This window comes from Methylobacterium endophyticum (assembly GCF_050591105.1).
Lineage (GTDB): Bacteria > Pseudomonadota > Alphaproteobacteria > Rhizobiales > Beijerinckiaceae > Methylobacterium.
In genome coordinates this window covers 88,798-112,441 of the sequence record NZ_JBNHES010000013.1, presented here as the reverse complement: position 1 = coordinate 112,441, position 23,644 = coordinate 88,798, and the positions used below count along the sequence as shown (strand labels likewise).

The window sequence follows — 23,644 nt, the reverse complement described above, 5'->3', positions numbered from 1 at the left end:
GGCTTACCCCTCGCCGCGCGCCAAACCTTCCCCACGAGCCAGGGCCGCGAGCCCGTCCCTGGTGGTCGTCGCGGGCGCCCAGCCGAGCGCCCGAAGGCCGTCCGCGCGCGCGACGAGGCCCGTGGATAGCCGCGCGAACGCCTCCTCTCTGCCGGCGAGCCCGGCGCAGAGGCGCAGCAGCCCGGCCGGCGCCGGCAAGAGGCCGGGCCCCCGCCCGGCGCCCGAGCGCAGCGCAGCGATCATCTCCGGCAGCGTCAGCGGATCGGGATCGGCGAGCACCAGCGGCCTGCTCAGCGGGCCGGGCGCCGCGAGCACGGTCTCGACGGCGCCCGCGAGGCTCTCGACGGAGACGAGGGAGCGCCGGCCGTCGAGGCTCGCGAGCGGCAGGGGCAGCGGCAGCCGGGCGAGGCGCAGGAGCGCGGCCATGTTGCCCTTCACCCCCGGCCCGTAGACCAGCACCGGCCGCAGCGCCGCCCAGTCGAGCCCGATCTCGGCGAGCGCCTGCTCGGCGGCGAGCTTGGAGCGGCCATAGGCGTCGGTGGGGGCGGGCGCGTCCGTCTCCGCGAGGATGCCGGCGGCGCTCGGCCCGCTCTGCGCCCGGATCGAGGAGAGGAAGACGAAGCGGCGCACCTTCGCCCGCGCTGCGGCTTCCGCGAGCCGCCGCGTCGCCTCGGTGTTGGAGGCGCGGTAATCGTCCTCGGGGGCGCCGCTCATGGCATGGGCGAGGCCGGCGGAATGGACCACCGCGTCGACCCCGGCGAGGGCGGCGGCCATGTTCATCGGCCGGGCGAGATCGCCGACGACGGCGCTGCTCGCGCCCTCCGGCACCTCCACCGGCCGGCGCAGCAGCACCCGCACGCGGAAGCCCCGCTCGGACAGCGCGCGCAGGAGATGGCGGCCGATGAAGCCCGTCGCTCCGGTCAGCGCCACGAGTTGGCTCACGCCCGATCCCCCTCGACCCGCTTCGTCGCGAACCGGCGCAGCAGCATCGCCACAACGACGATGCCGAGCCCGAGTGCCGCGAGCCTGACGGGCCAGACGGGCCAAAGCAAGGTCGCCGCCGCCAGCGCGGCCAGCACCACGTCGACCAGGAGGACACGCGTGACGACGCCGGAAACGGACAGCCCGTTCACGGTGGCGCGCTGGTAGAAATGCGAGCGGTGCGCCTCCCAGACCCGCTCGCGCTTCGCCGCCCTGCGGATCAGCGTGAGGGTCGCGTCGGCGAGATAGTAGAGCGGCAGCAGGATCGCGGCGGCGAGCCCCCCTTCCAGCGCCAGGCGGTAGAGCAGCCAGGCCACGATCAGCCCGATGGGTAGCGAGCCCACATCGCCCAGGAACAGCCGCGCCACGGGCCGGTTGAAGGGCGCGAAGCCGAGGAGCGCGCCGAGGAGCGCACCGGCGACCAGCGTCGGCAGCGGCGGTAGGAACCCGGCGAGACCGAACAGGACGAGGGCGCCCGAGAGCGGCACCATCTCGGCGACCGTCATCCAGTCGAGCCCGTCCATGAAATTGACGAGGTTGACGAACCACACGCCCGCCAGCACCGCCAGCGCCTGTTCCGCCGCCAGGGGAAGGCCGGGCAGCAGCCGTCCGTCCACCGTCGCCACCAGGGCGGCGACGATCAGCGCCTGGACCGGCAGCCGCAAAGCCGCAGGCAGCGGCCGGATGTCGTCGACGGCGCCGAGCAGCGCGAGCAGCACGGCGGCCAGCGCGACCGCCGCCGTCTCAGCGCGATCGAGCCCCGGCAGAAAGGCGATCAGCCCACCCGCGACCGCGAGGGCCGCCCCCACCACGGCGATGCCGCCGCCCTGGGGCGTCGGCACGGTGTGGCTGGAGCGCGCGTTCGGCCGCGCCAGGGCATAACGCCTGAGCAGCGGCTTCAGCAGCAGGATCAGCCCGGCGCTCAAGGCAGCGGCGAGCGGGACCGCGATCAGCGGCGCGAGGGACATCGAGCGGATGCGCGCGGCGGACGGCCCGTCCGCCGCCGCCTCAGTAGACCTGCCCCGAGCCGTTGGCCTTGGCGCCCTCGGCCTCCACCGCCTTCGCCTTGTCGAGCGCGCGGCCGACCACCTTGGCGATACCGATCATGATGGTGTCGATGACGTAGTCCTTGGGCGTATAGACCGCCTGCACGCCCATGTTCTTGAGGACGAGCTCGTCCTCCGGCGAGATGATGCCGCCGACGACCACCGGGATATGGTCGAGCCCCGCCTCGCGCAGCTTCGCCTTCACGTCGCGCACCAGCGGCACATGGCTGCCGGAGAGGATCGACAGGCCGACCACATGGGCGCCCGTCTCCTTCGCCTTGGCGACGATCTCCGACGGAGTCTGGCGGATGCCGTCATAGGTCACGTCGAAGCCGACGTCGCGGGCGCGGAGCGCGATCTGCTCGGCGCCGTTCGAGTGGCCGTCGAGGCCGGGCTTGCCGACCACGAGCTTCGGCGTCTCGCCGAGCCGCTCGCCGAGATCGGCGATCAGGAGCTTGGCCTCCTCGGCCGCGCCGGACGACACGGTCTCCAGCGTCACGCCGGTCGGCGCACGGTACTCGCCGAAGACCTGGCGCAGCCGCCCGCCCCACTCGCCGGTGGTGACGCCGGCCTTCGCGGCGGCGATCGAGACCGGCATGATGTTGGCGCCCGAGCGCGCCGCCGCCTCGAGATCGGCGAGCGCCTGCTCCACGGCCTTGTCGTCGCGCTGCGAGCGCCAGGCGCGGATGCGCTGCTCGGCCTCCATCTCGACGTTTTCGGACACCGTGAAGATGGCGCCTTCGCCCGCAGTCAGGGGCGAGGGCTCGCCGTTCTGCCACTTGTTGACGCCGACGACGATCTGCTCGCCGGCCTCGATGGCCGAGATGCGCTTGGCGTTCGATTCCACCAGCGAGCGCTTGAGCGCGCCGGTCTCCACCGCCGCCACCGCGCCGCCGATGCCGCCGATGCGCTCGAGCTCGGCGCGGGTCTCGGCCTTGAGGGCCTCGACCTTGGCGTCGATGACCTTCGAGCCGTCGAAGATGTCGTCGTATTCGAGAAGGTCGGTCTCGAAGGCGAGGATCTGCTGCATGCGCATGGACCATTGCTGGTCCCAGGGGCGCGGCAGGCCGAGGGCCTCGTTCCAGGCGGGGAGCTGCACGGCGCGGGCGCGGGCGCGCTTCGAGAGGGTGACGGCCAGCATCTCGATGAGGATGCGGTGGACGTTATTCTCGGGCTGCTGCTCGGTCAGCCCGAGGGAGTTCACCTGAACGCCGTAGCGGAAGATGCGCTTCTTGGGGTCGTCGATCCCGTAGCGCTCCTGGGCGATCTCGTCCCAGAGCTCCGAGAACGCGCGCATCTTGCAGATCTCGGTGACGAAGCGCAGGCCCGCGTTCACGAAGAACGAGATGCGCCCGAACACCTCCGGGAAGGTCTCGGGGTCGAAATCCGGGTCCTCGCGGACGGTGTCGAGCACCGCGATGGCGATGGCGAGCGCGTAGGACAGCTCCTGGACCGGCGTCGCCCCCGCCTCCTGCAAGTGGTAGGAGCAGACGTTCATCGGGTTCCACTTCGGCACGTTCTTCGTGGTGAAGAGGATCACGTCCTTGGTGAGCTGGAGCGAGGGCGCGGGCGGAAACACGTAGGTGCCGCGCGACAGATACTCCTTGATGATGTCGTTCTGCGTGGTGCCCTGGAGACCGGAGAAGGGCGCGCCCTGCTCCTCGGCCACTGCGAGATAGAGCGACAAGAGCCACGGCGCCGTGGCGTTGATCGTCATCGAGGTGTTCATCTGGACGAGCGGGATCTGGTCGAACAGCGTCCGCATGTCGCCGAGATGGGCGATCGAGACGCCGACCTTGCCGACCTCGCCGCGGGCGAGCTCGTGGTCGGGGTCGTAGCCGGTCTGGGTCGGCAGATCGAAGGCCACCGAGAGGCCCGTCTGCCCCTTGGCGAGGTTGCCCCGGTAGAGCGCGTTCGATTCCTTGGCGTTCGAGTGGCCCGCATAGGTGCGGATGATCCACGGCTTGTCGCGCTTGACCTCCGCGACGCTGGCACTGACGCTCATCCCGATACGCTCCGTCTCGGCCTTCTTGGACCACGCGCCTCTGGGCGCAGCTTGACGATCACCCTAGCGGAGCCTCCGCGACGCGTCATCCGAGGACGCGCGTGCCGAGGCGAATGAAGGCCGCCCCCCGGTTCGGAAGGAAGCGCGCCCCGCTGCCCATTCCGGCAAGCGGGCGACACACGCCGCCTGCCGATGCCGGCGCCCCCTCTAATCGAATGGGAAGCGCGCAAGCAACTTGTCGACGCTGTAGATGTCGATGCCGCTCGTATCGAGCTTCTTCGGCACCCCCCTGCCAGCATTGATCGGGTACTCGCCCGAGACGAACCGGGCGGCACAGTTCTCGATCGCCTGCGCAAGCAGATCGGGAGACAGATACGGCATCGAGATCAGATCGAACCGCTCGGCCATGGTCTTGCCTTCATAATCGTTGGTGATGGTCATGAGTCCGGCCGCGGCCATTTCCAGCGGCGGGTAGCTCGGATGAGGCGAGATCATCAGCGATATGCCGATGCTGGCCCTATTGAGCCAGTACGCGTACTGCTCGAGCGTCAGCTTTCCCAGAACCGTCACGTTCTGAACCGGATCGACCCAGCCCGGATCGTACTCCTCACCGACAGACAGGATTCTCCACGTCGCGGACTCGACCGGATTGCGCTCCTGCCACAGCGCCAACCCGTTGCAGACGATCTCGAACGCGTTCCGCCTTACCGACGGGCGGCCATAGAAGAGGATGATTCTTTCGCGCGGATGCGGATTTATCATCTTTTCGATCTTGTCATTGATTTTATACGGCAAGCATAAGGCATCCTCAATGCCGTATTCCGACTTCAGAAAAAATCGATACAGCTCTTCCGAATTGATGATTGCGACATAATCTCTTGCATTGCGATATGTATTTTCGGCCAGCACATAATTCGAGCTCCACCCGTAAAAATTCGGCTCGAAATCCTGTATCAAGTAGATAAATGGCCGGCTAATTCCAAAGAATTTCTCTTGGAATGCCTTTCCGGCGCCGGAAAAGTTCGCCGTCCACCACGCCGTCGCGAAGTAGACATCGTTGGATCGCGTCTGGAAGCGCGCCGTATCACGCTCGAACGCGTCGACCAGTATCCGTTCGGCGCCCGTATCCACCTCATCGACGGACCGTAACTCGAAATCGGCGAATGCCTCGCGCCCTTCCGGGTCGATGGCCGCATCCGTCGCGACGATGGCAAAGTCCGCGCTGCCTCCGACCCGCTCCATGATCTGCCTGAAGATGCCGATCGCCGTGGAGATTCCGCCGAAGGTCTGCTTGGGGTTGACGGACGGCACCAACAGGACGAACCGGGGACGATGCTTGATCGAGGGAGAGAACAACAGATCGCGCGTTTCCGGAACGCCGCGGTTCAACGTGTAGCGTCCCGACTCGGCCATCGCGGCGACCGGCCGGTGAATGCGGGCGAGCGCCTTGTCGAGCTGTTCGGCGGTCTCGGCGCGCAACACGCTGCGCGGATGCGGATACTTGATGTCCGCCTTGAGCACCTTGACCCAGGTAAAGCCGGCGCTCTCCGCGAAGAACAAGAGCGAGCGTTCGATGGCATGCGCCAGCGTGCCGTCCACCTGGCCCGCTTCTTCATCGAAATCGTCGGGCCCGAGATTCAAGTCGACCAGCGGCTTGAATGCGGCCGTCCGGGCCCAGAACATCGTGCCGGACGGAAACTCGAGGATCATGTCCTTGTTGAGGGCAATGCCGACCCTTCTGAGCAACCGCGAGGCCAGATCGAAATCGAACCCCCAATTCAGAATGCCCCGCAGCACGTAAAAATGCTGAGGGAACACGACCCCGACACGATCCCTGGCGAGCAAAGATAGATTTGTCGCGATGATCTCCTCGGAACCCACCAGATTATCGTAGAGATAATCCCTCCATGGCTCCAAGTCGCCGCCGCCATGTGGAGACCGCTTCGTATGAAGATGGAGAAAGACAGCGTATTCCTCAAATACATCCTTGAAACGCGACAACATCGGACCAACGTCGCGCCCGCGATTTTCGCAGACCCGCACCTCGACCCGTCCTCGACCATAGCCGGCCCCCAATCGCCGGATCACATCGGCCTTGTCGTTCCTATCCGTCGAGACGAAGACGTCGATCGCGCAGGGGGATTTCTCCAACCGATCGAAGACGTCGTCCATGAGTTCGGGATAGAAGGCATGAACGATCGCGGCGACACGTTCGAACGGGAAGCCCCGCAAGCTCGGAGATAAAGGAGACGACAATGCGTAGTCGTTCTCGTTCTGGGTTCGCCTGGAGGGAACGACACCGTTCGGATAAACGAGCTGCTTGCTATAGAAAAACCCTTCCCTCGAACCGCGAAGACCTAGCTTCCGCCCCTTCAGAACATAATGAACAAAAGGGTCCTCATCACCGATGAGGTTTTTGTTTTTCGATGCATAGTATTTCGGATCAAAATCCGGCGTCGGACGACGCCCTTCGCGGGAACCGTGCTCAAGATAATGCAAGATAGGGCTGTGTTTTATATTTGATATATCAGAATATTCATTTTTATAGAATTCGACGTCGAACTCGTCCTTAATGATGCTGTAGTCGTTTTGGAATTTTTTAAAACGATCCTTCTTCAAGAATTTTTTTAAAATCATGCTCGTCATCTCATTTTCAACCAGGCGCGCGCCGCAGACGCATCGGCCACTATTGCCCCCGATCTACGCGGCCTGCCGAGCAAGGTCCATGGGCCGCACCCCGGCGGTCATGAGCAGCTCCAGCGCGTCTGTTGCCAGCAATCGGCGTCTTTGAATTCTGCATTCAACATTGGTGGTGCTGCGCGCTCCGATTTTTTGCGGGATCGCTTGGGCTATCCCCATTTTGGAGCACTTGGAGGCATCCTTCATCGTCGCTATAGCGCTGCCGTGAAGGCGGTCCCAGACGACCGCATCAGACACGAATGTCAGGGAGATGACGATGGCGGCCAGCGCGGCGGTGAAACCGGCAGCGACCGGTGAGGTCAAGGACCTCTACGAAATGGGCGAGATCCCGCCGCTCGGCCATGTGCCGGCGAAGATGTACGCCTGGGCGATCCGGCGCGAGCGCCACGGGCCGCCGGAGCAGTCGCACCAGCTCGAGGTGCTGCCGGTGTGGTCGATCGGCGACGACGAGGTGCTCGTCTACGTCATGGCCGCCGGCGTGAACTACAACGGCGTCTGGGCCGGGCTCGGCGAGCCGATCTCGCCCTTCGACGTGCACAAGGCCGAGTACCACATCGCGGGCTCCGACGCCTCGGGCATCGTCTGGGCGGTGGGCGCCAAGGTGAAGCGCTGGAAGGTCGGCGACGAGGTCATCGTCCACTGTAACCAGGACGACGGCGACGACGAGGAGTGCAATGGCGGCGATCCGATGTTCTCGTCCTCCCAGCGTATCTGGGGCTACGAGACGCCGGACGGCTCCTTCGCGCAGTTCTGCCGGGTGCAGTCGCGCCAGCTCATGAAGCGCCCGCAGCACCTCACCTGGGAGGAGGCCGCCTGCTACACGCTGACGCTCGCCACCGCCTACCGCATGCTCTTCGGCCACGCCCCCCACACCGTGCGGCCGGGCCAGAACGTGCTGATCTGGGGCGCCTCCGGCGGCCTCGGCGTGTTCGGCGTGCAGCTCTGCGCGGCCGCCGGCGCCAACCCCATCGCGGTGATCTCCGACGAGTCGAAGCGCGAGTACGTGATGAGCCTCGGCGCCAAAGGCGTCATCAACCGCAAGGACTTCGACTGCTGGGGCCAGCTCCCCAAGGTGAACTCGCCGGAGTTCAACACCTGGACCAAGGAAGCCCGCAAGTTCGGCAAGGCGATCTGGGACATCACCGGCAAGGGCAACGACGTCGACATCGTGTTCGAGCACCCCGGCGAGGCGACCTTCCCGGTCTCGGCGCTGGTGGTGAAGCGCGGCGGCATGGTGGTGTTCTGCGCCGGCACCACCGGCTTCAACATCACCTTCGACGCCCGCTACGTCTGGATGCGCCAGAAGCGCATCCAGGGCTCGCACTTCGCCCATCTGAAGCAGGCCTCGGCGGCCAACCAGTTCGTGCTCGACCGCCGGGTCGACCCCTGCATGAGCGAGGTCTTCCCCTGGGACAAGATCCCGGCCGCCCACACCAAGATGTGGAAGAACCAGCACCCGCCGGGCAACATGGCGGTGCTGGTGAACTCCCCGAAGGCGGGCCTGCGCACCGTCGAGGACGTGATCGAGGCCGGGCCGCTCAAGCGCGCCTGACGCCGGACGCGGGCGGCCTTCGCGGGCCGCCCGCTGCTTTCGGGAACCTGGGTTCCCAATGAACGGCCCCGCTTCCCGCGAAGATCAGCCCCTCCGTCCGCGGCGCTTGTCTCGCGCCCCGCCGCTCGCGAGAAGCGTCGCGACCACAGAGGGAGACGGATCCTTGGCCGACGACGACGACGCGTATGTCTATGACGAGGCGACCGGGGAATGGCGCCCGGCCTCGGAGGTCGCGACCGCCGCCGCGGCGGCCGGAAAGGTCGAGGTCCGCGACGCGGCCGGAAACCTCCTCGCGGACGGCGATTCCGTCACCCTCATCAAGGACCTGAAGGTCAAGGGCGCCAACCAGACCCTGAAGCAGGGCACCGTGATCCGCTCGATCCGCCTCACGGACGATCCCGAGGAGATCGACTGCCGCCACGACAGCATCAAGGGGCTGGTGCTGCGGACGGAATTCGTCCGCAAGCGCTGAGGGCGTTCTAGCGGCGTGGGCTCTCGTCGGCGCGCAGGTGGCGCGCGTAATCCTGCTCGCGCTGCTCGCGCTCCTTGATCATCTCCGCGTAGGCCTGTTTCTGCTCGGCCGACACGGACACGGAGCGGCCCTTCTCGGCCTTGCGCTTGGGCGCCTTCTTGAAGGTGTTGCCGGTCTCGCTCATGTCCGTCGTCCCCCGCGCCCGCCGATGCGCGCGAGGATAGCCCCGCCGCGCGACGGATACGAGACGCCGGCGGCGTCGCACTTCCGGTCGGCGCGTCCCGCCGCTACATGACGGACCAGGATGAAGATCGGCCGCCCTCGCGCGGCCGTGGTTCGGGACGCCGGAAAATGGAAAAATTCACCACCCTGGAGGGCGTCGCCGCGCCCATGCGGATCGTCAATGTCGATACCGACCGCATCATCCCGAAGCAGTATCTCAAGACGATCAAGCGCACCGGCCTCGGCAAGGGCCTCTTCTCCGAGATGCGCTACAACGACGACGGCTCGGAGAAGCCGGATTTCGTGCTCAACCGCCCGGCCTACCGCCAGTCGAAGATCCTCGTCGTCGGCGATAATTTCGGCTGCGGCTCGTCGCGCGAGCACGCGCCCTGGGCACTGGCCGATTTCGGCATCCGCTGCGTGATCTCCACGAGCTTCGCGGACATCTTCTTCAACAACTGCGCCAAGAACGGCATCCTGGCGATCGTGGTCTCCCCGGAGGACCTCGAGAAGCTCTTCCTCGACGCCGAGCGCGGCGCCAACGCCACCTTGAGCATCGATCTCGCCGCCCAGACCATCAAGGGCCCGGACGGCGGCACCCTGCATTTCGACATCGACGAGGGCCGCAAGCACAGCCTGCTCAACGGCCTCGACGAGATCGGCCTGACGCTCCAGCGCGCGCCGGCCATCGACGCCTACGAGGCGAAGCTCGCCGAGCGGGCCTGGGCCTGAGCCTGGTGCGGAGCTTGGGCGAAACCCTTCGTTTACCTTGAGGGCGCCTTAAAGATCGGAAGACTCTGCCAGCCTCGCCAGGAGCCGCCCATGCCGACGCGCGCGAAGACCCTCGCCCTCTTCTGCCTCGCCGGCCTCGCGGCGCCGGCGGCGGCCCGCGCGGACTTCCAGTCCTGCCTCGCGGGCATCCAGGCGCAGTCGGGGGTCTCCGCCGAGACCTTCCGGGCGGCGACCGCCGGCATCGCCTACGACGACAAGGTGATCGAGCTCTCCCAGGCGCAGCCCGAGTTCAAGACCCCGATCTGGGACTACATGGCGGCTCTCGTCGACGACGAGCGCGTCGAGGACGGCCGCGCCGCCATGCGCGCGAACGCGCAGGCGCTGGCCACGGCGGAATCCCGCTACGGCGTCGACCGCTACGTGGTCGCGGCGGTGTGGGGCGTCGAATCGAATTTCGGCAAGAACCTCGGCAAGATGCCGCTGGTGCAGTCGCTGGCGACGCTCGCCTGCTCGGGCAACCGCCGGCGCGACTACTTTCGCGGCGAGCTGATCGCGACGCTCAAGATCATCGAGCGCGGCGACATCGAGCCCTCGCGCCTCTCCGGATCCTGGGCCGGCGCTTTCGGGCAGACCCAGTTCATGCCCTCGACCTACCAGCGGCTGGCCGTCGATCTCGACGGGGACGGTCGCCGCGACGTGGTCGATTCGGCCGCCGACGCGGTGGGTTCCACGGCGAACTTCCTGCGCGCGGCCAAGTGGTCCAACGGGATCGGCTGGGGCTACGAGGTGCGCCTGCCGCGCGGCTTCAACACCGCCGCCGCCGGCCGCAAGAACAAGAAGCCCGTCGGCCACTGGGCTTCCCTCGGCGTCACCCGCCTCGACGGGCGGCCGCTGACGGGCGAAGGGGCGGTCGGCATCCTGGCGCCGGCCGGCGCCGACGGCCCCGCCTTCCTGGTCACGAAGAACTTCGACGCGATCTATTCCTACAACGCCGCCGAGTCCTACGGGCTCGCCATCGCCGTGCTGTCCGACCGCCTGAAGGGCCGGGCCGGCGTGCAGACCGCCTGGCCCACCGACGACCCGCCGCTCTCGCGCGCCGAGCGCCGCGACCTCCAGACCCGGCTGACCGCCAAGGGCTACGATGTCGGCGAGCCGGACGGCCGCGTCGGCGCCAAGACCCGCGACGCCATCAAGGAGGTCGAGCGCAGCCTCGGCATGCCGCCGACCGGCCGCCCCGGCGGCAAGGTGCTCGACGCCCTGCGGCGAGGATGAGCCGGCGGCTCCTGTCCTCGGGCTCGCCTTTCGAGGCGGCCTACGGCTATTCGTGGGCGGTTGTCGCCAACGGCTTCGTGTTCGTGGCCGGCACCACCGGCTACGACCATGGCACGATGACGATGCCGGAGGATGCGGCGGCCCAGGCCGAGGCGTGCTGGCGCACCATCGAGGCGGTCCTCACCGACGCCGGCGCCTCCCTGCGGACCATCGTGCGGGCGACCTACTCCATCACCGACCGGACAGAGGCGGAGGCGGTCCTCGCCGTCTGCGGGCGCGTGCTCGACGCGATCCGTCCCGCCGCGACGCTCGTCGTCGTCGCCGGGCTGCTGCGGCCCGAGATGAAGGTCGAGATCGAGGTCACGGCCACCCTCGCCTGAGATCCTCCCGCGTCACGACCGGCCTTGCCGCGTCTCGCGCGGCGGGCGTAACCTCCCTCGCCTCTCAACCCGCCGGGCCGCGTGCCGGGCCGTGTAAGGAGGCGACGATGGGTCGATTGTTCGAGGATCGCGAGCGCGCCGAGGAACTGCTCTTCGCGCGTTCGGAGGAAGCGCGATTCGTCGCGCATCGCAGCGCGCTACGCAAGTTCGCCGCCTACGCCGCCGAGCGGCGGGGGCTGCGGCCGGAGGCGGCCCGGACCTATGCCGACAGGCTGGTCGCGCTCTCCATCGACGGCATGCCCGATGCCGACCTGCTCGAACGCACCCGCGCCGACATCGCCGCCGAAGGCGATGCCATCGAGGCGTCGGAGCTGTCGGCGGTATTCGGGCGCTGCCTCGCCTCGGCGGCCGAGGACCTGCGCATCCACTGAAAGCCCCCGCCGAAAGCGCCCACCCATGCGAAAACCCGCCCCGGCCTCTCGGCCGAAGCGGGTTTCGTAGCCCTTGATCGGGTGGCCCCGAGGCGCAGCCTTATTGGGCGGCGGGGGCGGCCTTGGCGGGACGGTCGTTGCGCTCGACGATGCGGGCCGACTTGCCGCGACGGTCGCGCAGGTAATACAGCTTGGCGCGGCGCACCTTGCCGCGACGGACGACCTTGATCGAATCGATCAGCGGGCCGTGCACGGGGAACACGCGCTCGACGCCCTCGCCGTAGGAGATCTTGCGGACGGTGAAGCTCTCGTTGAGCCCGGCGCCGGAACGGGCGATGCAGACGCCCTCGTAGGCCTGGACGCGGGAGCGCTCGCCTTCCTTCACCTTGACGTTCACGATGACGGTATCGCCCGGCTCGAAATCGGGGATGGTCTTGGCAAGACGAGCGATCTCTTCCTGCTCGAGCTGCTGGATGATGTTCATGACAAAGCTCCGGCCGTCGCGCCTTCGCCCCTGCATGGGAGGAAGGCGTCAGGATTTCGGCATCCTGTTGTGAGTTGGCGCCGCGATACACGAACCGTCCCCGCTTGTCGATGCTCTCGCGTCCCGTCCGTCACGGTTGAGAAAATCCCCTCTCCGGTCCACATGGAGGGCGGGCGCCCGATCGCGCGGCGCCGTTCCCGGCCGGCCTTGAACCGGCGCAGAGGACGAGGATTCCGACAGGCCATGTTCATCCAGACCGAAGCCACCCCGAACCCCGCCACGCTGAAGTTCCTGCCCGGCCGGGTCGTGCTCTCAGACTCCACCTTCGAGGCGCGCAGCCCGGAGGCGGCCGAGCATTCGCCGCTGGCCCAGCGCCTGTTCGGGGTGCCCGGCGTCGCCGGCGTCTATTTCGGGCACGATTTCATCTCCGTGACCAAGGCCGAGGACGGCAACGAGTGGCCCCAGGTGAAGCCCGCCGTGCTCGGCGCCATCATGGAGCATTTCCAGTCCGGCGCGCCGGTGCTCGGCGAGGGCGCCCGCTCCGAGGAGGACGACGCCGAGGAGGATTACGACGTGGCCGATCACGACACGGTCGTCACCATCAAGGACCTCCTGGAGACCCGCGTGCGCCCGGCGGTGGCGAGCGACGGCGGCGACATCACCTTCCGCGGCTACCGCGAGGGCATCGTCTTCCTCGAGATGAAGGGCGCCTGCTCGGGCTGCCCCTCCTCCACCGCGACGCTCCGCCAGGGCGTGCAGAACCTGTTCAAGCACTTCCTGCCGGAGATCCGCGAGGTCCGCGCCGTCTGACGGCCCGGCAAGATACGGCCCGGCAAGACGCAGCCGCGCAACACTCCACCCCGAACCATCCCGAACCGGCCGGCCCGCGCTGACGGGCCGGCCGTTTTGGCTTAGGATTTACGGGTTTTCGGCCTCATGGGAGGGGTCGGCCGGCGCCCGTCGCCGGCGGCATCTGGAGTGAGCGTGCGTATCCTGGCCATCGACACGGCGCTCGACGCCTGCGCCGCCTGCGTCGCGACGGACGCCTCCGACGATCTTCTCTCCGAAGAGAGCCTGACGCTCGCGCGCGGCCACGCCGAGGCGCTGCTGCCCCTGATCGAGCGCGTGATGGCCCGCGTCGAGGGCGGCTTCGAGAGCCTCGACCGCGTGGCCGTCACCGTGGGACCGGGCAGCTACACGGGCCTGCGCGTCGGGCTCTCCGCCGCCCGCGCCGTGGGGCTCGCCGCCGGCATCCCCGTGGTCGGCGTCACCACGCTCTCGGCGCTCCTCGCCCCCCTGCTCTCGGCCGAGGCCGACCGGCTGCTCGCCGCCGCCATCGATGCCCGCCACGGCTCGGTCTACCTCCAGGCCATGAGCCTCGCCGAGGGCATCGTGGTGCCGCCGAGCCTCGTTTCCCTGGAGGAAGCCGCCGCGCTCCTCGGCGGCGCTCCCGTGACCCTGATCGGTTCGGGCGCGCCGGCTCTGGCGGCCGAACTCCAGGCGCGCGGCGCCGACGCCGAGGTCGCCGAGACGGGGCCGCCCTCCATCGCCTGGGTGGCCTCCCTCGGCCTCGTGGCCGATCCGGCCCAGGCCATGGCCCGTCCGCTCTACCTGCGCGGCCCCGACGCCCAGCCGCAGGACCACGCGAGGCTCGCCCGCCGATGACCCGCCCGATCTCCCCCTTCTGGCCCTTCGAGTGGTGGCTCGCCTGGTGGGACGCCTGGGGCCCCGAGCCCTACGTGGCGCCGCTCACCGATTCCGGGCAGGCGCGCACGCTGGCCCGCCTCCACGCCACCGCCTTCGCCCGGCCCTGGGACGGGCACGAGTTCGAGCGCATGCTGTGCGAGCGCTCGACCCAGGCGCACGCGCTCTGGCGGGCGGGCAGCGTCCAGGGCTTCGTGCTCTCCCGCAAGGTCGCGGACGAGGCCGAGATCCTCACCGTGGTGCTCTCCCCGTCGGTGCGCGGCGGGGGCCTGAGCCGGCGACTGCTGCGCGAGCATCTCGCCGCGCTCTCGCTCGCCGGCATCCGCCACGTCCATCTCGAGGTGGACGAGGGCAACGCGCCGGCCCTGCGGCTCTACGCGCGGCACGGCTTCGCCAAGGTCGGCGAGCGGACCGGCTACTACACCCACAAGGACGGCGGCCGGACCACGGCGCTGACCATGCGGGCGACGCTCGCGTGAGCGGCCGATGACGCGGGTCGGCGTGGGGCTGCGGCTGGCGCTCTGCGCGCTCGCTTTCGCGGCGATGGTAGGCCCGCAATGGCTGAGCCTGCGCTACGGACGCGGCCGGGTCGCCGCGCGGCTGCCGATCCTGTTCCACCGCCTCGTGCTGCGGCTCTTTTCGGTGCGGGTGACGCAGGGGGGCACCCCGCCGGGTCCGGGCGAGCCGGCGCTGGTGCTCGCCAACCACGTCTCCTGGCTCGACATCATCGCGCTGGGCTCCCTGCGGCCGCTCTCCTTCGTGGCGAAATCCGAGATCGCCGGCTGGCCGGTGATCGGCACCCTGGCGCGCCTCCAGCAGACGATCTTCATCGACCGGGCCCGGCGCGCCTCCACGGCGAGCGTCAACGAGACGGTGGCCGCGCGGCTCGCGGCGGGTGATCTCATCGTGCTCTTCGCGGAAGGCACCACCGGCGACGGCAACCGGGTGCTGCCCTTCCGATCGTCGCTGGTCGGGGCCGCCCGCGCCGCGCTCCAGGCGGAGGGCGCCAAGCTGGAGCGCGTGCATCTCCAGCCGCTGGCCCTGACCTATCCCCGCCGCAACGGCCTGCCCGTGGTGCGCTCCGAGCGGCCCGAGATCGCCTGGTACGGCGACATGGAGCTCGCGCCGCATCTCGGCCTGTTCGCGAGCCGGGGGCCCATCGACGTCCACGTCGTCTGGGGCGAGCCGATCCCCTTCGAGGTCGGCACCGACCGCAAGCGCGCCACGGCGATCGCCGAGACGGCGGTGCGCCGGGCCGTGGGCCTCTCGGTGACGGGGCGGGCGAACGGTGCGCCTTCGGAGGGCCGCCCCGCCTCGGGATCGGTCAAGCCCGACCGCGCGGACACCCCGCTTCCCGCCTCCGGCATCGCAGCGACCTGACGGGCGCTCAGCCCGGCGGCGGCGGGAAGGTCGCGGCCTGCCCGTGCAGGACGCCGTCCGCGTCGATCAACTGCCAGACCACGCCGTCGGCGATGGGAAACCGGCGCCCGCTCCGGTCGATGCGGATGCCGGCATAGCCAGCGACGAACCCGTCGCGGGCCACGGCATCGAGAAGGCGCTGGCGTTCGGCCCGGTCCGGCGCCTCGGCCGACAGCCGCGAGGGCATCCCGACAATCTCGCTCCAGGCATAGCCGAAGCACGCCTGCGCCGCCCGGTTGGCATAGACGAAGCGCGGGTCCGGGCCGAGATCGTGCGCCAGCACCGCGAAGGGCGCCTCGGCATAGAGCCAGGCCGCGCCCCGGTCCGGCTCCGGTCCCAGGGCCCTCCCGACGAGGCGGCGATGGCTTCCGGTGAGAAGCGCGTGGAAGGCGGTGTCGGTCGACGGATCCATGCCCTGGACGATCCTCGAAGGGCGAGCCTCTTCCGTCACGGCGACGGAGGCGGAAAAGCGTGCTAGAGCGGCCCCGTCGCAGCGGGAAGAGGCGGGGCGCCACGGGTGCGCCGGCCTCTCGGGGCACGGGACCGTTGAAGAAAGCCTACGTCAAATCCTACGGTTGCCAGATGAACGCCTACGACGCCGCCCGCATGGCGGACGTGCTCGGGCGCGAGGGCTACGCCGCCACGGACAGCGTCGAGGAGGCGGACCTCGTCCTCCTCAACACCTGCCACATCCGCGAGAAGGCGGCCGAGAAGGTCTATTCCGAACTCGGGCGCCTGCGCGTGCTGAAGGGCGAGCGCAAGGAGCAGGGGCTCGACACCCGCATCGTCGTGGCCGGCTGCGTCGCGCAGGCCGAGGGCGCCGAGATCCTCGCCCGCGCGCCCGCCGTCGACGTGGTGGTCGGCCCGCAGAGCTACCACCGCCTGCCGGAACTCCTCGCCCGCTCCCGCGAGAAGCGCGTGGTCGACACCGAATTCCCGGTCGAGGACAAGTTCGACCACCTGCCCGCGCGCCGCAACAAGGGCGTCTCGGCCTTCCTCACGGTGCAGGAGGGCTGCGACAAGTTCTGCGCCTTCTGCGTGGTGCCCTACACGCGCGGCGCCGAGGTCTCGCGCACGGTGGCGGCCGTCCTCGCCGAGGCGGAGAAGCTCGCCGCGTCGGGAGTGCGCGAGATCACCCTCATCGGCCAGAACGTCAACGCCTATCACGGCGCCGGCCCGGACGGGGGCGCTGCGACGCTGCCCGACCTGATGCGGGCGGTGGCGGCCATCCCCGGCATCGCGCGCATCCGCTACACCACGAGCCATCCCAACGACATGGGCGAGGACCTGATCCGCGCGCATGCCGAGATCCCGGCGCTGATGCCCTACCTGCATTTGCCGGTTCAGTCCGGCTCGGACCGGGTGCTCGCCGCGATGAACCGCAAGCACACCGCCGACGACTACCGCCGGCTGATCGCGCGGGTGCGCGCGGCGCGGCCCGACATCGCCCTCTCCTCGGACTTCATCGTCGGCTTCCCCGGCGAGACCGACGCGGATTTCGAGGACACCCTGCGCCTCGTCTCGGAGATCGGCTTCGAGAGCGCCTTCTCGTTCAAGTACAGCCCACGCCCCGGCACGCCCGCCGCCGAGCGCACCGACGCGGTGCCCGAGGACGTGATGAGCGCCCGCCTCGCGGCGCTCCAGGGCCTGCTCGACCGGCAGCGTTACGCCTATCAGGACGCCGCGGTGGGCCAAGTCGTGGACGTGCTGGTCGAGAAGACCGGCCGCCGTCCGGGCCAGGTCGCCGGCAAGACGCCGCACATGCTCGCCGTGCAGTTCGACGCGCCGGCCTCGGCCATCGGCGGCGTGGTGCCCGTGCGCATCGTCGAGGCCGGGACGAACAGCCTGTTCGGGCAGGCGCTCAACGAGGCGGCGGCCGCCTAGATGCGCGCGGCGTCCGCACAGGCGAGGATGGATTCGTGACGGCTTCCGATGGCGGACGGGGTCTCCTGCGCGGGCGCGGCCCGGCGGCGGCGCGCAGCGGCGAGTTGGTCGAGCGCGTCGAGGTCTCGCTGACCTTCGACGACAACCGCCTCGCGAGCCTCGTCTTCGGCCAGTACGACCAGAACGTCGCCCATATCGAGCGCCGCCTCGACGTGACCGCGACCGCGCTCGGCAACCACGTCGTCGTCAAGGGCGCCCCCGAGGCCGCAGAGAAGGCGCGCCGGGTGTTCGAGCGGCTCTATGCCCGCGTCCGGCGCGGGGGCACGGCGCTGACGCTCGGCGACGTCGACGGTGCCATCCGCGAGACGGAGGCGCAGGGGAACCTGTTCCCGGCGGCCCAGGTCGCCGCCGAGCCGGACCGGCCGTATTTCGAGCAGATCGCCACCCGGCGGCGCGGCGCCGTGCGCGCCCGCAACGCCGCGCAGGACGCCTATATCAAGGCGCTGCGCGAGAACGAGCTGGTCTTCGCCGAAGGGCCCGCCGGCACCGGCAAGACCTGGCTCGCCGTCGGCCACGCCGTCTCGCTGCTGGAGCAGGGCCATGCCGAGCGGCTGATCCTGTCGCGCCCGGCCGTCGAGGCGGGCGAGCGGCTCGGCTTCCTCCCCGGCGACATGCGCGAGAAGGTCGATCCGTATCTGCGCCCGATCTACGACGCGCTCTACGATTTCATGGAGGCGCGCCATGTTGACCGGGGCCTCCAGACCGGCATCATCGAGATCGCGCCGCTGGCCTTCATGCGCGGGCGCACGCTGACCAACGCCGTGGTGCTGCTGGATGAAGCCCAGAACACCACCTCCATGCAGATGAAGATGTTCCTGACCCGGCTCGGCGAGAACTCGCGCATGATCGTCACCGGCGACCCTTCCCAGATCGATCTGCCGCCGGGCCAGAAATCCGGGCTCGTGGAGGCGGTGAACGTCCTCGACGGGGTCGAGGGCATCGGCCGCGTCACCTTCAAGGACGTGGACGTGGTCCGCCACGACCTCGTGCGCCGCATCGTCACCGCCTATGAGAAAGCCGCCCACGGCGAGGGCGACGCCGACCGCAACCCGAACCCGCGCCGCCGGCCCCTCGCCTGACCATGCCTGCCATCGAGATCGACACGGCGATCGAGGACGAGCGCTGGACCGCCGTCGCCCCCGACCTCGAGGCCTTCGTGGCGCGCGCGGTGGAGGCGGCCTTCACTGTGGCGCCCGAGAAGCCCGCCGGGCCCGTGGAGGTGAGCGTCCTGCTCGCCGACGACGCCACGGTCCGGGAGCTGAACAAGACCTGGCGCGGCAAGGACAAGCCAACCAACGTGCTCTCCTTCCCCGCCGCCCCGCAGCCCGCGCAGGCCGGCGTCGCGGCGCCGCTGGGGGACGTCGTTCTTGCGTATGACACGTTGCTGCGCGAGAGTGAGGAGCAGTCGAAACCGCTGTCCGACCATCTCGCCCATCTCCTCGTCCATGGCATTCTCCATCTCCTCGGCCAGGACCACGAGACCGGCGAGGCGCAGGCCGAGGCGATGGAAGCCCTCGAGATTCAGGCGCTTGCCGGTCTCGGCGTGGCCGATCCCTACGCCGACTGAGCGGCCGATCCCCGACCAACCCCAGACCCGAGAGACATGAGCAACGATCGAAGTCGCGGCGCGGCCCAGGCCGCGCCCAGCCCGACGGACGCCGAATCGCAGGGGCGCGAGCCCTGGTACGACCGGCTCCTCCAGGTCCTGCATCTGAAGCCGCGCGATTCGCTGCGGGAGGACATCGAGGGGGCGCTGGACGAGCCCGATACCGGCGAGAACGGGTTCTCGCCCCTCGAGCGCGCCATGCTCAAGAACGTGCTCAGCCTGCACAAGGTGCGCGTGGACGACGTGATGATCCCGCGCGCCGACATCGTCGCGGTCTCCGTGGACACGAGCCTCGGCGACCTGCTGCGGCTGTTCCGCACCGCCGGGCATTCGCGCCTGCCGGTCTATGGCGAGACCCTCGACGACCCGCGCGGCATGGTCCACATCCGCGACTTCGTCGACCACATCGCCGCGCGCGCCGATGCCCCGGCCCGCCGCCCGGCGGCGGCAGCCGCTGCGGCCGCCTCCGATCCCGCCCCGGAGCCGGCCGCCGCCGCCAAGCCCCGCCGCGCCCCGGTGCGGACGCTGCGCGGGCTGAACCTCGGCAATGTCGACCTCGGCGCGACGCTCGCGGCGACGAAGCTCCAGCGCCCGGTGCTGTTCGTGCCGCCCTCGATGCCGGCCATCGACCTGCTGGTGCGCATGCAGGCGACCCGCACCCACATGGCGCTGGTCATCGACGAATACGGCGGCACGGACGGGCTGATCTCCATCGAGGACCTGATCGAGGTCGTCGTCGGCGACATCGAGGACGAGCACGACGTGGCCGAGGGGCGCCTCGTGCAGCGCGTCGAGGGGGAGGCCGAGGTCTTCGTCGCCGATGCCCGCGCGGGGCTCGCGGAAGTATCGGAAGCGACCGGCGTCGATCTCGTCGCGGCGGTGGGCGAGATGGCCGAGGAGATCGACACCATCGGCGGCATGATCGTGACGCTCGCCGGCCGGGTGCCCTCGCGGGGCGAGCTCATCGCCGGGCCGGGCGACCTCGAGTTCGAGGTGCTCGACGCCGACCCGCGCCGGCTGAAGCGTCTGCGCTTCCACAAGGGCGCGGCCAAGATCGGCACGGTGGTGCCGCTCGCGCTGCCCCCGCCGAGCCCGCCCGCCGCCGAGCCGCCGACCCCGTGAGCTTGCAGCGCCTTCCCCTCCCCCTTCCGCGGGGGAGGGTGCACTGCGCAGGCGGGTCGGGAGAGGGGGCGACGCGGCCGGAAACGGCGTTCCCCTCATCCGACCCGCTTCGTGGGCCACCTTCTTCCGCCGAGGGGAGCAGGCGAGCCGTGGCGACTCCGGCGAACCACGCGGCGCAATGATCCAGATCTTGAGAGACCTTCGCGGCTGGCGCCGGCTCGCGCTCGCCTTCCTCGCCGGCGCGCTCGGGGCGCTGGCGATGCCGCCCTTCGGGCTGCTGCCGGCGCTGGCCGTCTCGCTGGTGCTGGCGACCTGGCTGGCGGACGGCGCGGCGGAAGGCCCGCTCGGGCGCTCGCTGCTGCGTTTCGCCCTCGTCGGCTGGGCCTGGGGCTTCGGCTACCTCACCGCCGGCCTGTGGTGGCTCGGCGCGGCCTTCCTGGTGGAGGCGGACGAGTTCGCCTGGGCGCTGCCGCTCGGGGTGATCGGCCTGCCGGCGGTGCTCGGGCTGTTCTACGGGGCTGGATTCGCCGCCGCGCGGCTGGTCTGGTCGCCGGGGACCGGCCGCATCGCCGCCCTCGCCGTCGGTCTCGCCGGAGCCGAATGGCTGCGCGGGCACCTGTTCACGGGCTTTCCCTGGAACACGCTCGGCATGGCGCTCGGCCAGAATCTTTTTCTAAGCCAGAGCGCGTCCGTCATCGGGCTCTACGGGCTGACCATCCTGGCGGTCGTGATCTGCGCCGCCCCCGCGACCCTCGCGACGGGAGGGCGCCCGGCCGGCCGCTACGGCCCGAGCCTCGCCGCCGCCCTGCTGCTGGCGGGGCTCGCCGGCTACGGCGCGCTGCGGCTCCCCTCCGGCGCCGACGCCACGGTGGCGGGCGTGCGCCTGCGGCTGATGCAGCCGAACCTGCCCCAGGACGCCAAGTTCCGCCCCGAGAACCGCGCCGACATCGTCGACCGCTACATCGAGCTGTCGCAGCGCGAGCCGGCGCCGGGCGCGGCCGTGCCCACGCATGTGATCTGGCCGGAATCCGCCTTTCCCTTCCTGATCCAGCGCGACCCCGATTCGCTCGCCAAGGTCGGCGCATCGATTCCCACGGGCCAGCACCTGCTGACGGGAGCGGCCCGCGCCGAGGAGCCGCTGCCGGGGGAGCGCATCCGCTTCTACAACGCGATCATGGTGATCGAGCCCGGCGGGCGGATCGCCGACACCTACGACAAGGTGCATCTGGTGCCCTTCGGGGAGTATCTGCCGGGGCCCCTCGACGCCGCCTTGCGCGCGGTGGGCCTGCGGCAGTTCGTGTCGATCCCCGGCGGCTTCTCCGCCGGCAGCGCCGCCGGCCAGCGCATCCTCGACGTCGCCGGCCTGCCCCCGGTCGCCGCGACCATCTGCTACGAGGCGATCTTTCCCGGCGCCGTCGTGCCCTCCCCGCATGCGGGCGAGGCGGTCCGCGAGCCCGGCCTGATCCTGAACGTCACCAACGACGCCTGGTTCGGCGACACCCCCGGCCCGCGCCAGCACCTCGCCCAGGCCCGCCTGCGGGCCGTCGAGGAAGGCCTGCCCTTGGTGCGCGACGCCAATACCGGCATCTCGGCGGTGGTCGATCCCTACGGCCGGGTGACGGCGCAACTGCCGCTGAATGTCGAGGACGTGCTCGACGCCGACCTCCCCGCCGCGATTCCCGGCCGCACGCCCTATGCCCGCTACGGCGAGGCACCCTTCGCCGCGCTGATGGCCGGGGCCCTCGCCCTGGCGCTCGCCGCGAGGCGGCGCCGGTGAGCGCGCGGGGGCCGGTGGCCCCGGCCCTGATCGGGGCCGGCGTGCTGCTCGTCGCGTTCAACATGCGTCCGGCGCTGACCACGGTCGGGCCGCTGCTCCATGCGATCCAGGACGCGACCGGGCTGTCGGCCACGGGCGCGGCGGTGCTCACCACGCTCCCCGTGCTCTTCCTCGGGCTCTCCGCCGCGGCGGGCCCCTGGACGAGCCGCCGACTCGGGGCCGACCGGGGCGTGCTCCTGGCGACCCTGCTCGTGGGGCTGGGCCTGGGGCTGCGCGCCTTCGGCGGCCTGCCCACATTGTTTGCCGGCGCCGCCCTTTCGGCCTCGGGGATCGGGCTCGCCGGCGTGCTGCTGCCGGGGCTCGTGAAGCGCGACTTCCCCACCCGCATCGGCCTGCTGACGGGGCTCTACACCATGATGCTCTGCCTCGGCGCGGCGGCGGGCTCCGGCCTCACCGTGCCGTTGAGCGCGGCGCTGGGCGGAAGCTGGTCGGCGGCCCTGGCGATCTGGTCGCTCCCGGCCTTCGCCGCGGCGCTGGCCTGGTCCCCTGTGGCGGCGCGTGCATCCCCTCTGTCGCCGGGGGCGCCGCGAACGCCCGCCGTTCCGGTGCGTCTCTGGCGCGATCCCCTGGCCTGGCAGGTGACGGGCTACATGGGGTTCCAGTCGGCGCTGGCCTACATCATGTTCGGCTGGGCTCCGGCGATCCTTCAGGACCGCGGGCTCGATCCGCTGGAGGCCGGGCTCATCGCCTCGCTCATGAGCATCGGGCAGGCCCCCGCCGCGCTGGGCGTGCCGATGCTGGCGGGGCGCCTGCGCGACCAGCGACTCCTCGCCGGCATCATCCTCGGGCTCATCGCCGCCTGCTTCCTGGCGACGCTTTACGGTCCCGTCGCCCTGATCGGCCCGGCCGTCGCGGGGCTGGGGGTGGGTCTCGGCGGCTGCTTCGGCCTCGGGCTGACGGTGCTGGTGCTGCGTGCCCGCGACGTCGCCTCGGCGGGCGCGCTCTCGGCCATGGCGCAGGGCGCGGGCTACTGCATCGCCGCGCTCGGCCCCTTCGCCTTCGGGCTCGCCCGCGATTCCGGCCGCCCCGGCCTGCCGGCGCTCCTGTATTGCGGGATCGTCCTGGCGGCGGCCCTCTGCGCGCTCGGCGCCGGCCGCGACCGCTTCGTCGGAGGCACCCGGCGTCTGGCCCCCTGATCGGGCGCTCCCGCGCGGGACGCCGCCGTGGAGCGACGCCCAATGAAACAACGCCCAATGAAACAACGCCCAAGTGTCGGCGCGCACGGCGGCCCGTTCAGAAGACCGATACTGACTTTCCTCATCGCCGGAGCGTCCATCCCAGCAACGGGCCGCCTCCCGGCACAGGCATCGTCACTATCGAGGAGTTGATCATGAGCACACGTCTCGTCGCCGCCGTCGCGCTTCTTTCGCTCGGTCTGTCCGCGACCGCGCGGGCCGAACTGTCCCCCGCTCCCCAGGCCGACAAGCCCGCGCCCCGCGTGATCGAGACGACGGGCTCCTATGCCAACGATGCCCGGCCGGTGCCCGCGCCCCAGCCGCAGCAGGCCGCCGTCACCGCCCCCGCGCCCACCGCGAAACCCGCCGTCGCCGAGCGCACGGTGCGCACGGCCCAGGTCCGTACCGCCAAGTATAGCGGCGGCGAGGGCTCCACCTGGAAGACCGGCCGGAACGCCTACGGCTTCATGGGCACCTATGGCGGCTGCCGCTACAGCGGCCATGCCGGCCCGAACGGCTACACCCTAGACCGCGTCTGCCGGTAGCCTTCCGCACCGCAG

Annotated in this window: 24 protein-coding genes; 17 read left to right on the top strand and 7 right to left on the bottom strand. The window is 70.1% G+C overall.

Features of this window, described 5'->3' with window-relative positions; genetic code table 11:
* Positions 1–3: 3 nt before the first annotated feature.
* From ACP56T_RS15270 to ACP56T_RS15255, 4 genes are all read right to left on the bottom strand, one after another.
* Entirely contained in the window at positions 4–942 is a 939-nt protein-coding gene (locus tag ACP56T_RS15270) for an NAD-dependent epimerase/dehydratase family protein (RefSeq protein ID WP_430912987.1), read from the bottom strand.
* Positions 939–1,949, bottom strand: a complete 1,011-nt coding sequence (locus tag ACP56T_RS15265) for an MraY family glycosyltransferase (RefSeq protein WP_430912986.1) — start codon at positions 1,947–1,949, stop codon at positions 939–941. Before ACP56T_RS15265 ends, ACP56T_RS15270 begins: the two co-directional genes overlap by 4 nt.
* A gap of 40 nt (positions 1,950–1,989) precedes the next feature.
* Entirely contained in the window at positions 1,990–4,032 is a 2,043-nt protein-coding gene (locus ACP56T_RS15260) for a protein meaA (RefSeq protein WP_430912985.1), read from the bottom strand.
* A 207-nt stretch (positions 4,033–4,239) separates the two neighbouring features.
* Positions 4,240–6,678: a rhamnosyltransferase WsaF family glycosyltransferase gene (locus ACP56T_RS15255; protein WP_430912984.1), complete on the bottom strand. Its 2,439-nt coding sequence runs from the start codon at positions 6,676–6,678 to the stop codon at positions 4,240–4,242.
* A 310-nt stretch (positions 6,679–6,988) separates the two neighbouring features.
* Between ACP56T_RS15255 and ccrA the strand changes: the two genes are divergently transcribed.
* Positions 6,989–8,284: a crotonyl-CoA carboxylase/reductase gene (gene ccrA, locus ACP56T_RS15250; RefSeq protein ID WP_430912983.1), complete on the top strand. Its 1,296-nt coding sequence runs from the start codon at positions 6,989–6,991 to the stop codon at positions 8,282–8,284.
* A gap of 163 nt (positions 8,285–8,447) precedes the next feature.
* Positions 8,448–8,756 (top strand): alkylphosphonate utilization protein, encoded by a 309-nt coding sequence (locus ACP56T_RS15245; RefSeq protein WP_430912982.1) that lies wholly within the window; start codon positions 8,448–8,450, stop codon positions 8,754–8,756.
* Positions 8,757–8,763: 7 nt separating this feature from the next.
* On the opposite strand, the gene ACP56T_RS15240 is transcribed toward ACP56T_RS15245, so the two are convergent.
* Positions 8,764–8,940 (bottom strand): hypothetical protein, encoded by a 177-nt coding sequence (locus ACP56T_RS15240; protein ID WP_430912981.1) that lies wholly within the window; start codon positions 8,938–8,940, stop codon positions 8,764–8,766.
* Positions 8,941–9,107: 167 nt separating this feature from the next.
* On the opposite strand from ACP56T_RS15240, the gene leuD reads away from it, so the two are divergent.
* The 4 genes from leuD (at position 9,108) to ACP56T_RS15220 (ending at position 11,793) form a co-directional block, all read left to right on the top strand.
* The gene (gene leuD / locus ACP56T_RS15235) at positions 9,108–9,710 is read left to right on the top strand and encodes a 3-isopropylmalate dehydratase small subunit (protein WP_430912980.1); all 603 of its coding nucleotides are present in this window, start codon (positions 9,108–9,110) and stop codon (positions 9,708–9,710) included.
* 90 nt (positions 9,711–9,800) lie between these two features.
* Positions 9,801–10,982 (top strand): lytic murein transglycosylase, encoded by a 1,182-nt coding sequence (locus tag ACP56T_RS15230; RefSeq protein ID WP_430912979.1) that lies wholly within the window; start codon positions 9,801–9,803, stop codon positions 10,980–10,982.
* Entirely contained in the window at positions 10,979–11,362 is a 384-nt protein-coding gene (locus ACP56T_RS15225) for a RidA family protein (RefSeq protein WP_430912978.1), read from the top strand. Before ACP56T_RS15230 ends, ACP56T_RS15225 begins: the two co-directional genes overlap by 4 nt.
* A gap of 107 nt (positions 11,363–11,469) precedes the next feature.
* Positions 11,470–11,793 carry an ATPase inhibitor subunit zeta gene (locus ACP56T_RS15220; protein WP_430912977.1) on the top strand — a complete coding sequence of 108 codons (324 nt, stop codon included), beginning with the start codon at positions 11,470–11,472 and terminating at the stop codon, positions 11,791–11,793.
* A gap of 100 nt (positions 11,794–11,893) precedes the next feature.
* Here ACP56T_RS15220 and rplS read toward each other — a convergent pair whose 3' ends face one another.
* Complete coding sequence (gene rplS / locus ACP56T_RS15215) at positions 11,894–12,277, bottom strand: 50S ribosomal protein L19 (RefSeq protein ID WP_430912976.1); 384 nt, start codon at positions 12,275–12,277, stop codon at positions 11,894–11,896.
* 243 nt (positions 12,278–12,520) lie between these two features.
* On the opposite strand from rplS, the gene ACP56T_RS15210 reads away from it, so the two are divergent.
* The 4 genes from ACP56T_RS15210 (at position 12,521) to ACP56T_RS15195 (ending at position 15,361) form a co-directional block, all read left to right on the top strand.
* Entirely contained in the window at positions 12,521–13,087 is a 567-nt protein-coding gene (locus ACP56T_RS15210; RefSeq protein ID WP_430912975.1) for a NifU family protein, read from the top strand.
* Between the two features lie 174 nt (positions 13,088–13,261).
* Entirely contained in the window at positions 13,262–13,942 is a 681-nt protein-coding gene (gene tsaB / locus ACP56T_RS15205) for a tRNA (adenosine(37)-N6)-threonylcarbamoyltransferase complex dimerization subunit type 1 TsaB (RefSeq protein ID WP_430913021.1), read from the top strand.
* Entirely contained in the window at positions 13,939–14,460 is a 522-nt protein-coding gene (locus tag ACP56T_RS15200) for a GNAT family N-acetyltransferase (RefSeq protein ID WP_430912974.1), read from the top strand. The genes tsaB and ACP56T_RS15200 overlap by 4 nt, the downstream gene beginning before the upstream one ends.
* A 7-nt stretch (positions 14,461–14,467) precedes the next feature.
* Positions 14,468–15,361, top strand: a complete 894-nt coding sequence (locus tag ACP56T_RS15195; RefSeq protein ID WP_430912973.1) for a lysophospholipid acyltransferase family protein — start codon at positions 14,468–14,470, stop codon at positions 15,359–15,361.
* 7 nt (positions 15,362–15,368) lie between these two features.
* On the opposite strand, the gene ACP56T_RS15190 is transcribed toward ACP56T_RS15195, so the two are convergent.
* Positions 15,369–15,812, bottom strand: a complete 444-nt coding sequence (locus tag ACP56T_RS15190) for an MEKHLA domain-containing protein (protein ID WP_430912972.1) — start codon at positions 15,810–15,812, stop codon at positions 15,369–15,371.
* A gap of 134 nt (positions 15,813–15,946) precedes the next feature.
* Between ACP56T_RS15190 and miaB the strand changes: the two genes are divergently transcribed.
* From miaB to ACP56T_RS15155, 7 genes are all read left to right on the top strand, one after another.
* Positions 15,947–17,284 (top strand): tRNA (N6-isopentenyl adenosine(37)-C2)-methylthiotransferase MiaB, encoded by a 1,338-nt coding sequence (gene miaB, locus ACP56T_RS15185; RefSeq protein WP_430912971.1) that lies wholly within the window; start codon positions 15,947–15,949, stop codon positions 17,282–17,284.
* 35 nt (positions 17,285–17,319) lie between these two features.
* Positions 17,320–18,423 carry a PhoH family protein gene (locus ACP56T_RS15180; RefSeq protein WP_430912970.1) on the top strand — a complete coding sequence of 368 codons (1,104 nt, stop codon included), beginning with the start codon at positions 17,320–17,322 and terminating at the stop codon, positions 18,421–18,423.
* Positions 18,424–18,425: 2 nt separating this feature from the next.
* Positions 18,426–18,911, top strand: coding sequence for an rRNA maturation RNase YbeY (ybeY, locus tag ACP56T_RS15175; RefSeq protein ID WP_430912969.1), 486 nt, complete (start codon positions 18,426–18,428; stop codon positions 18,909–18,911).
* Between the two features lie 36 nt (positions 18,912–18,947).
* Positions 18,948–20,072, top strand: coding sequence for a hemolysin family protein (locus ACP56T_RS15170; RefSeq protein ID WP_430912968.1), 1,125 nt, complete (start codon positions 18,948–18,950; stop codon positions 20,070–20,072).
* 178 nt (positions 20,073–20,250) lie between these two features.
* Entirely contained in the window at positions 20,251–21,849 is a 1,599-nt protein-coding gene (gene lnt / locus ACP56T_RS15165) for an apolipoprotein N-acyltransferase (protein ID WP_430912967.1), read from the top strand.
* Positions 21,846–23,045 carry an MFS transporter gene (locus ACP56T_RS15160; protein WP_430912966.1) on the top strand — a complete coding sequence of 400 codons (1,200 nt, stop codon included), beginning with the start codon at positions 21,846–21,848 and terminating at the stop codon, positions 23,043–23,045. Before lnt ends, ACP56T_RS15160 begins: the two co-directional genes overlap by 4 nt.
* A gap of 194 nt (positions 23,046–23,239) precedes the next feature.
* Entirely contained in the window at positions 23,240–23,629 is a 390-nt protein-coding gene (locus ACP56T_RS15155) for a translation initiation factor IF-2 (RefSeq protein ID WP_430912965.1), read from the top strand.
* The last annotated feature ends 15 nt before the right edge of the window (positions 23,630–23,644 follow it).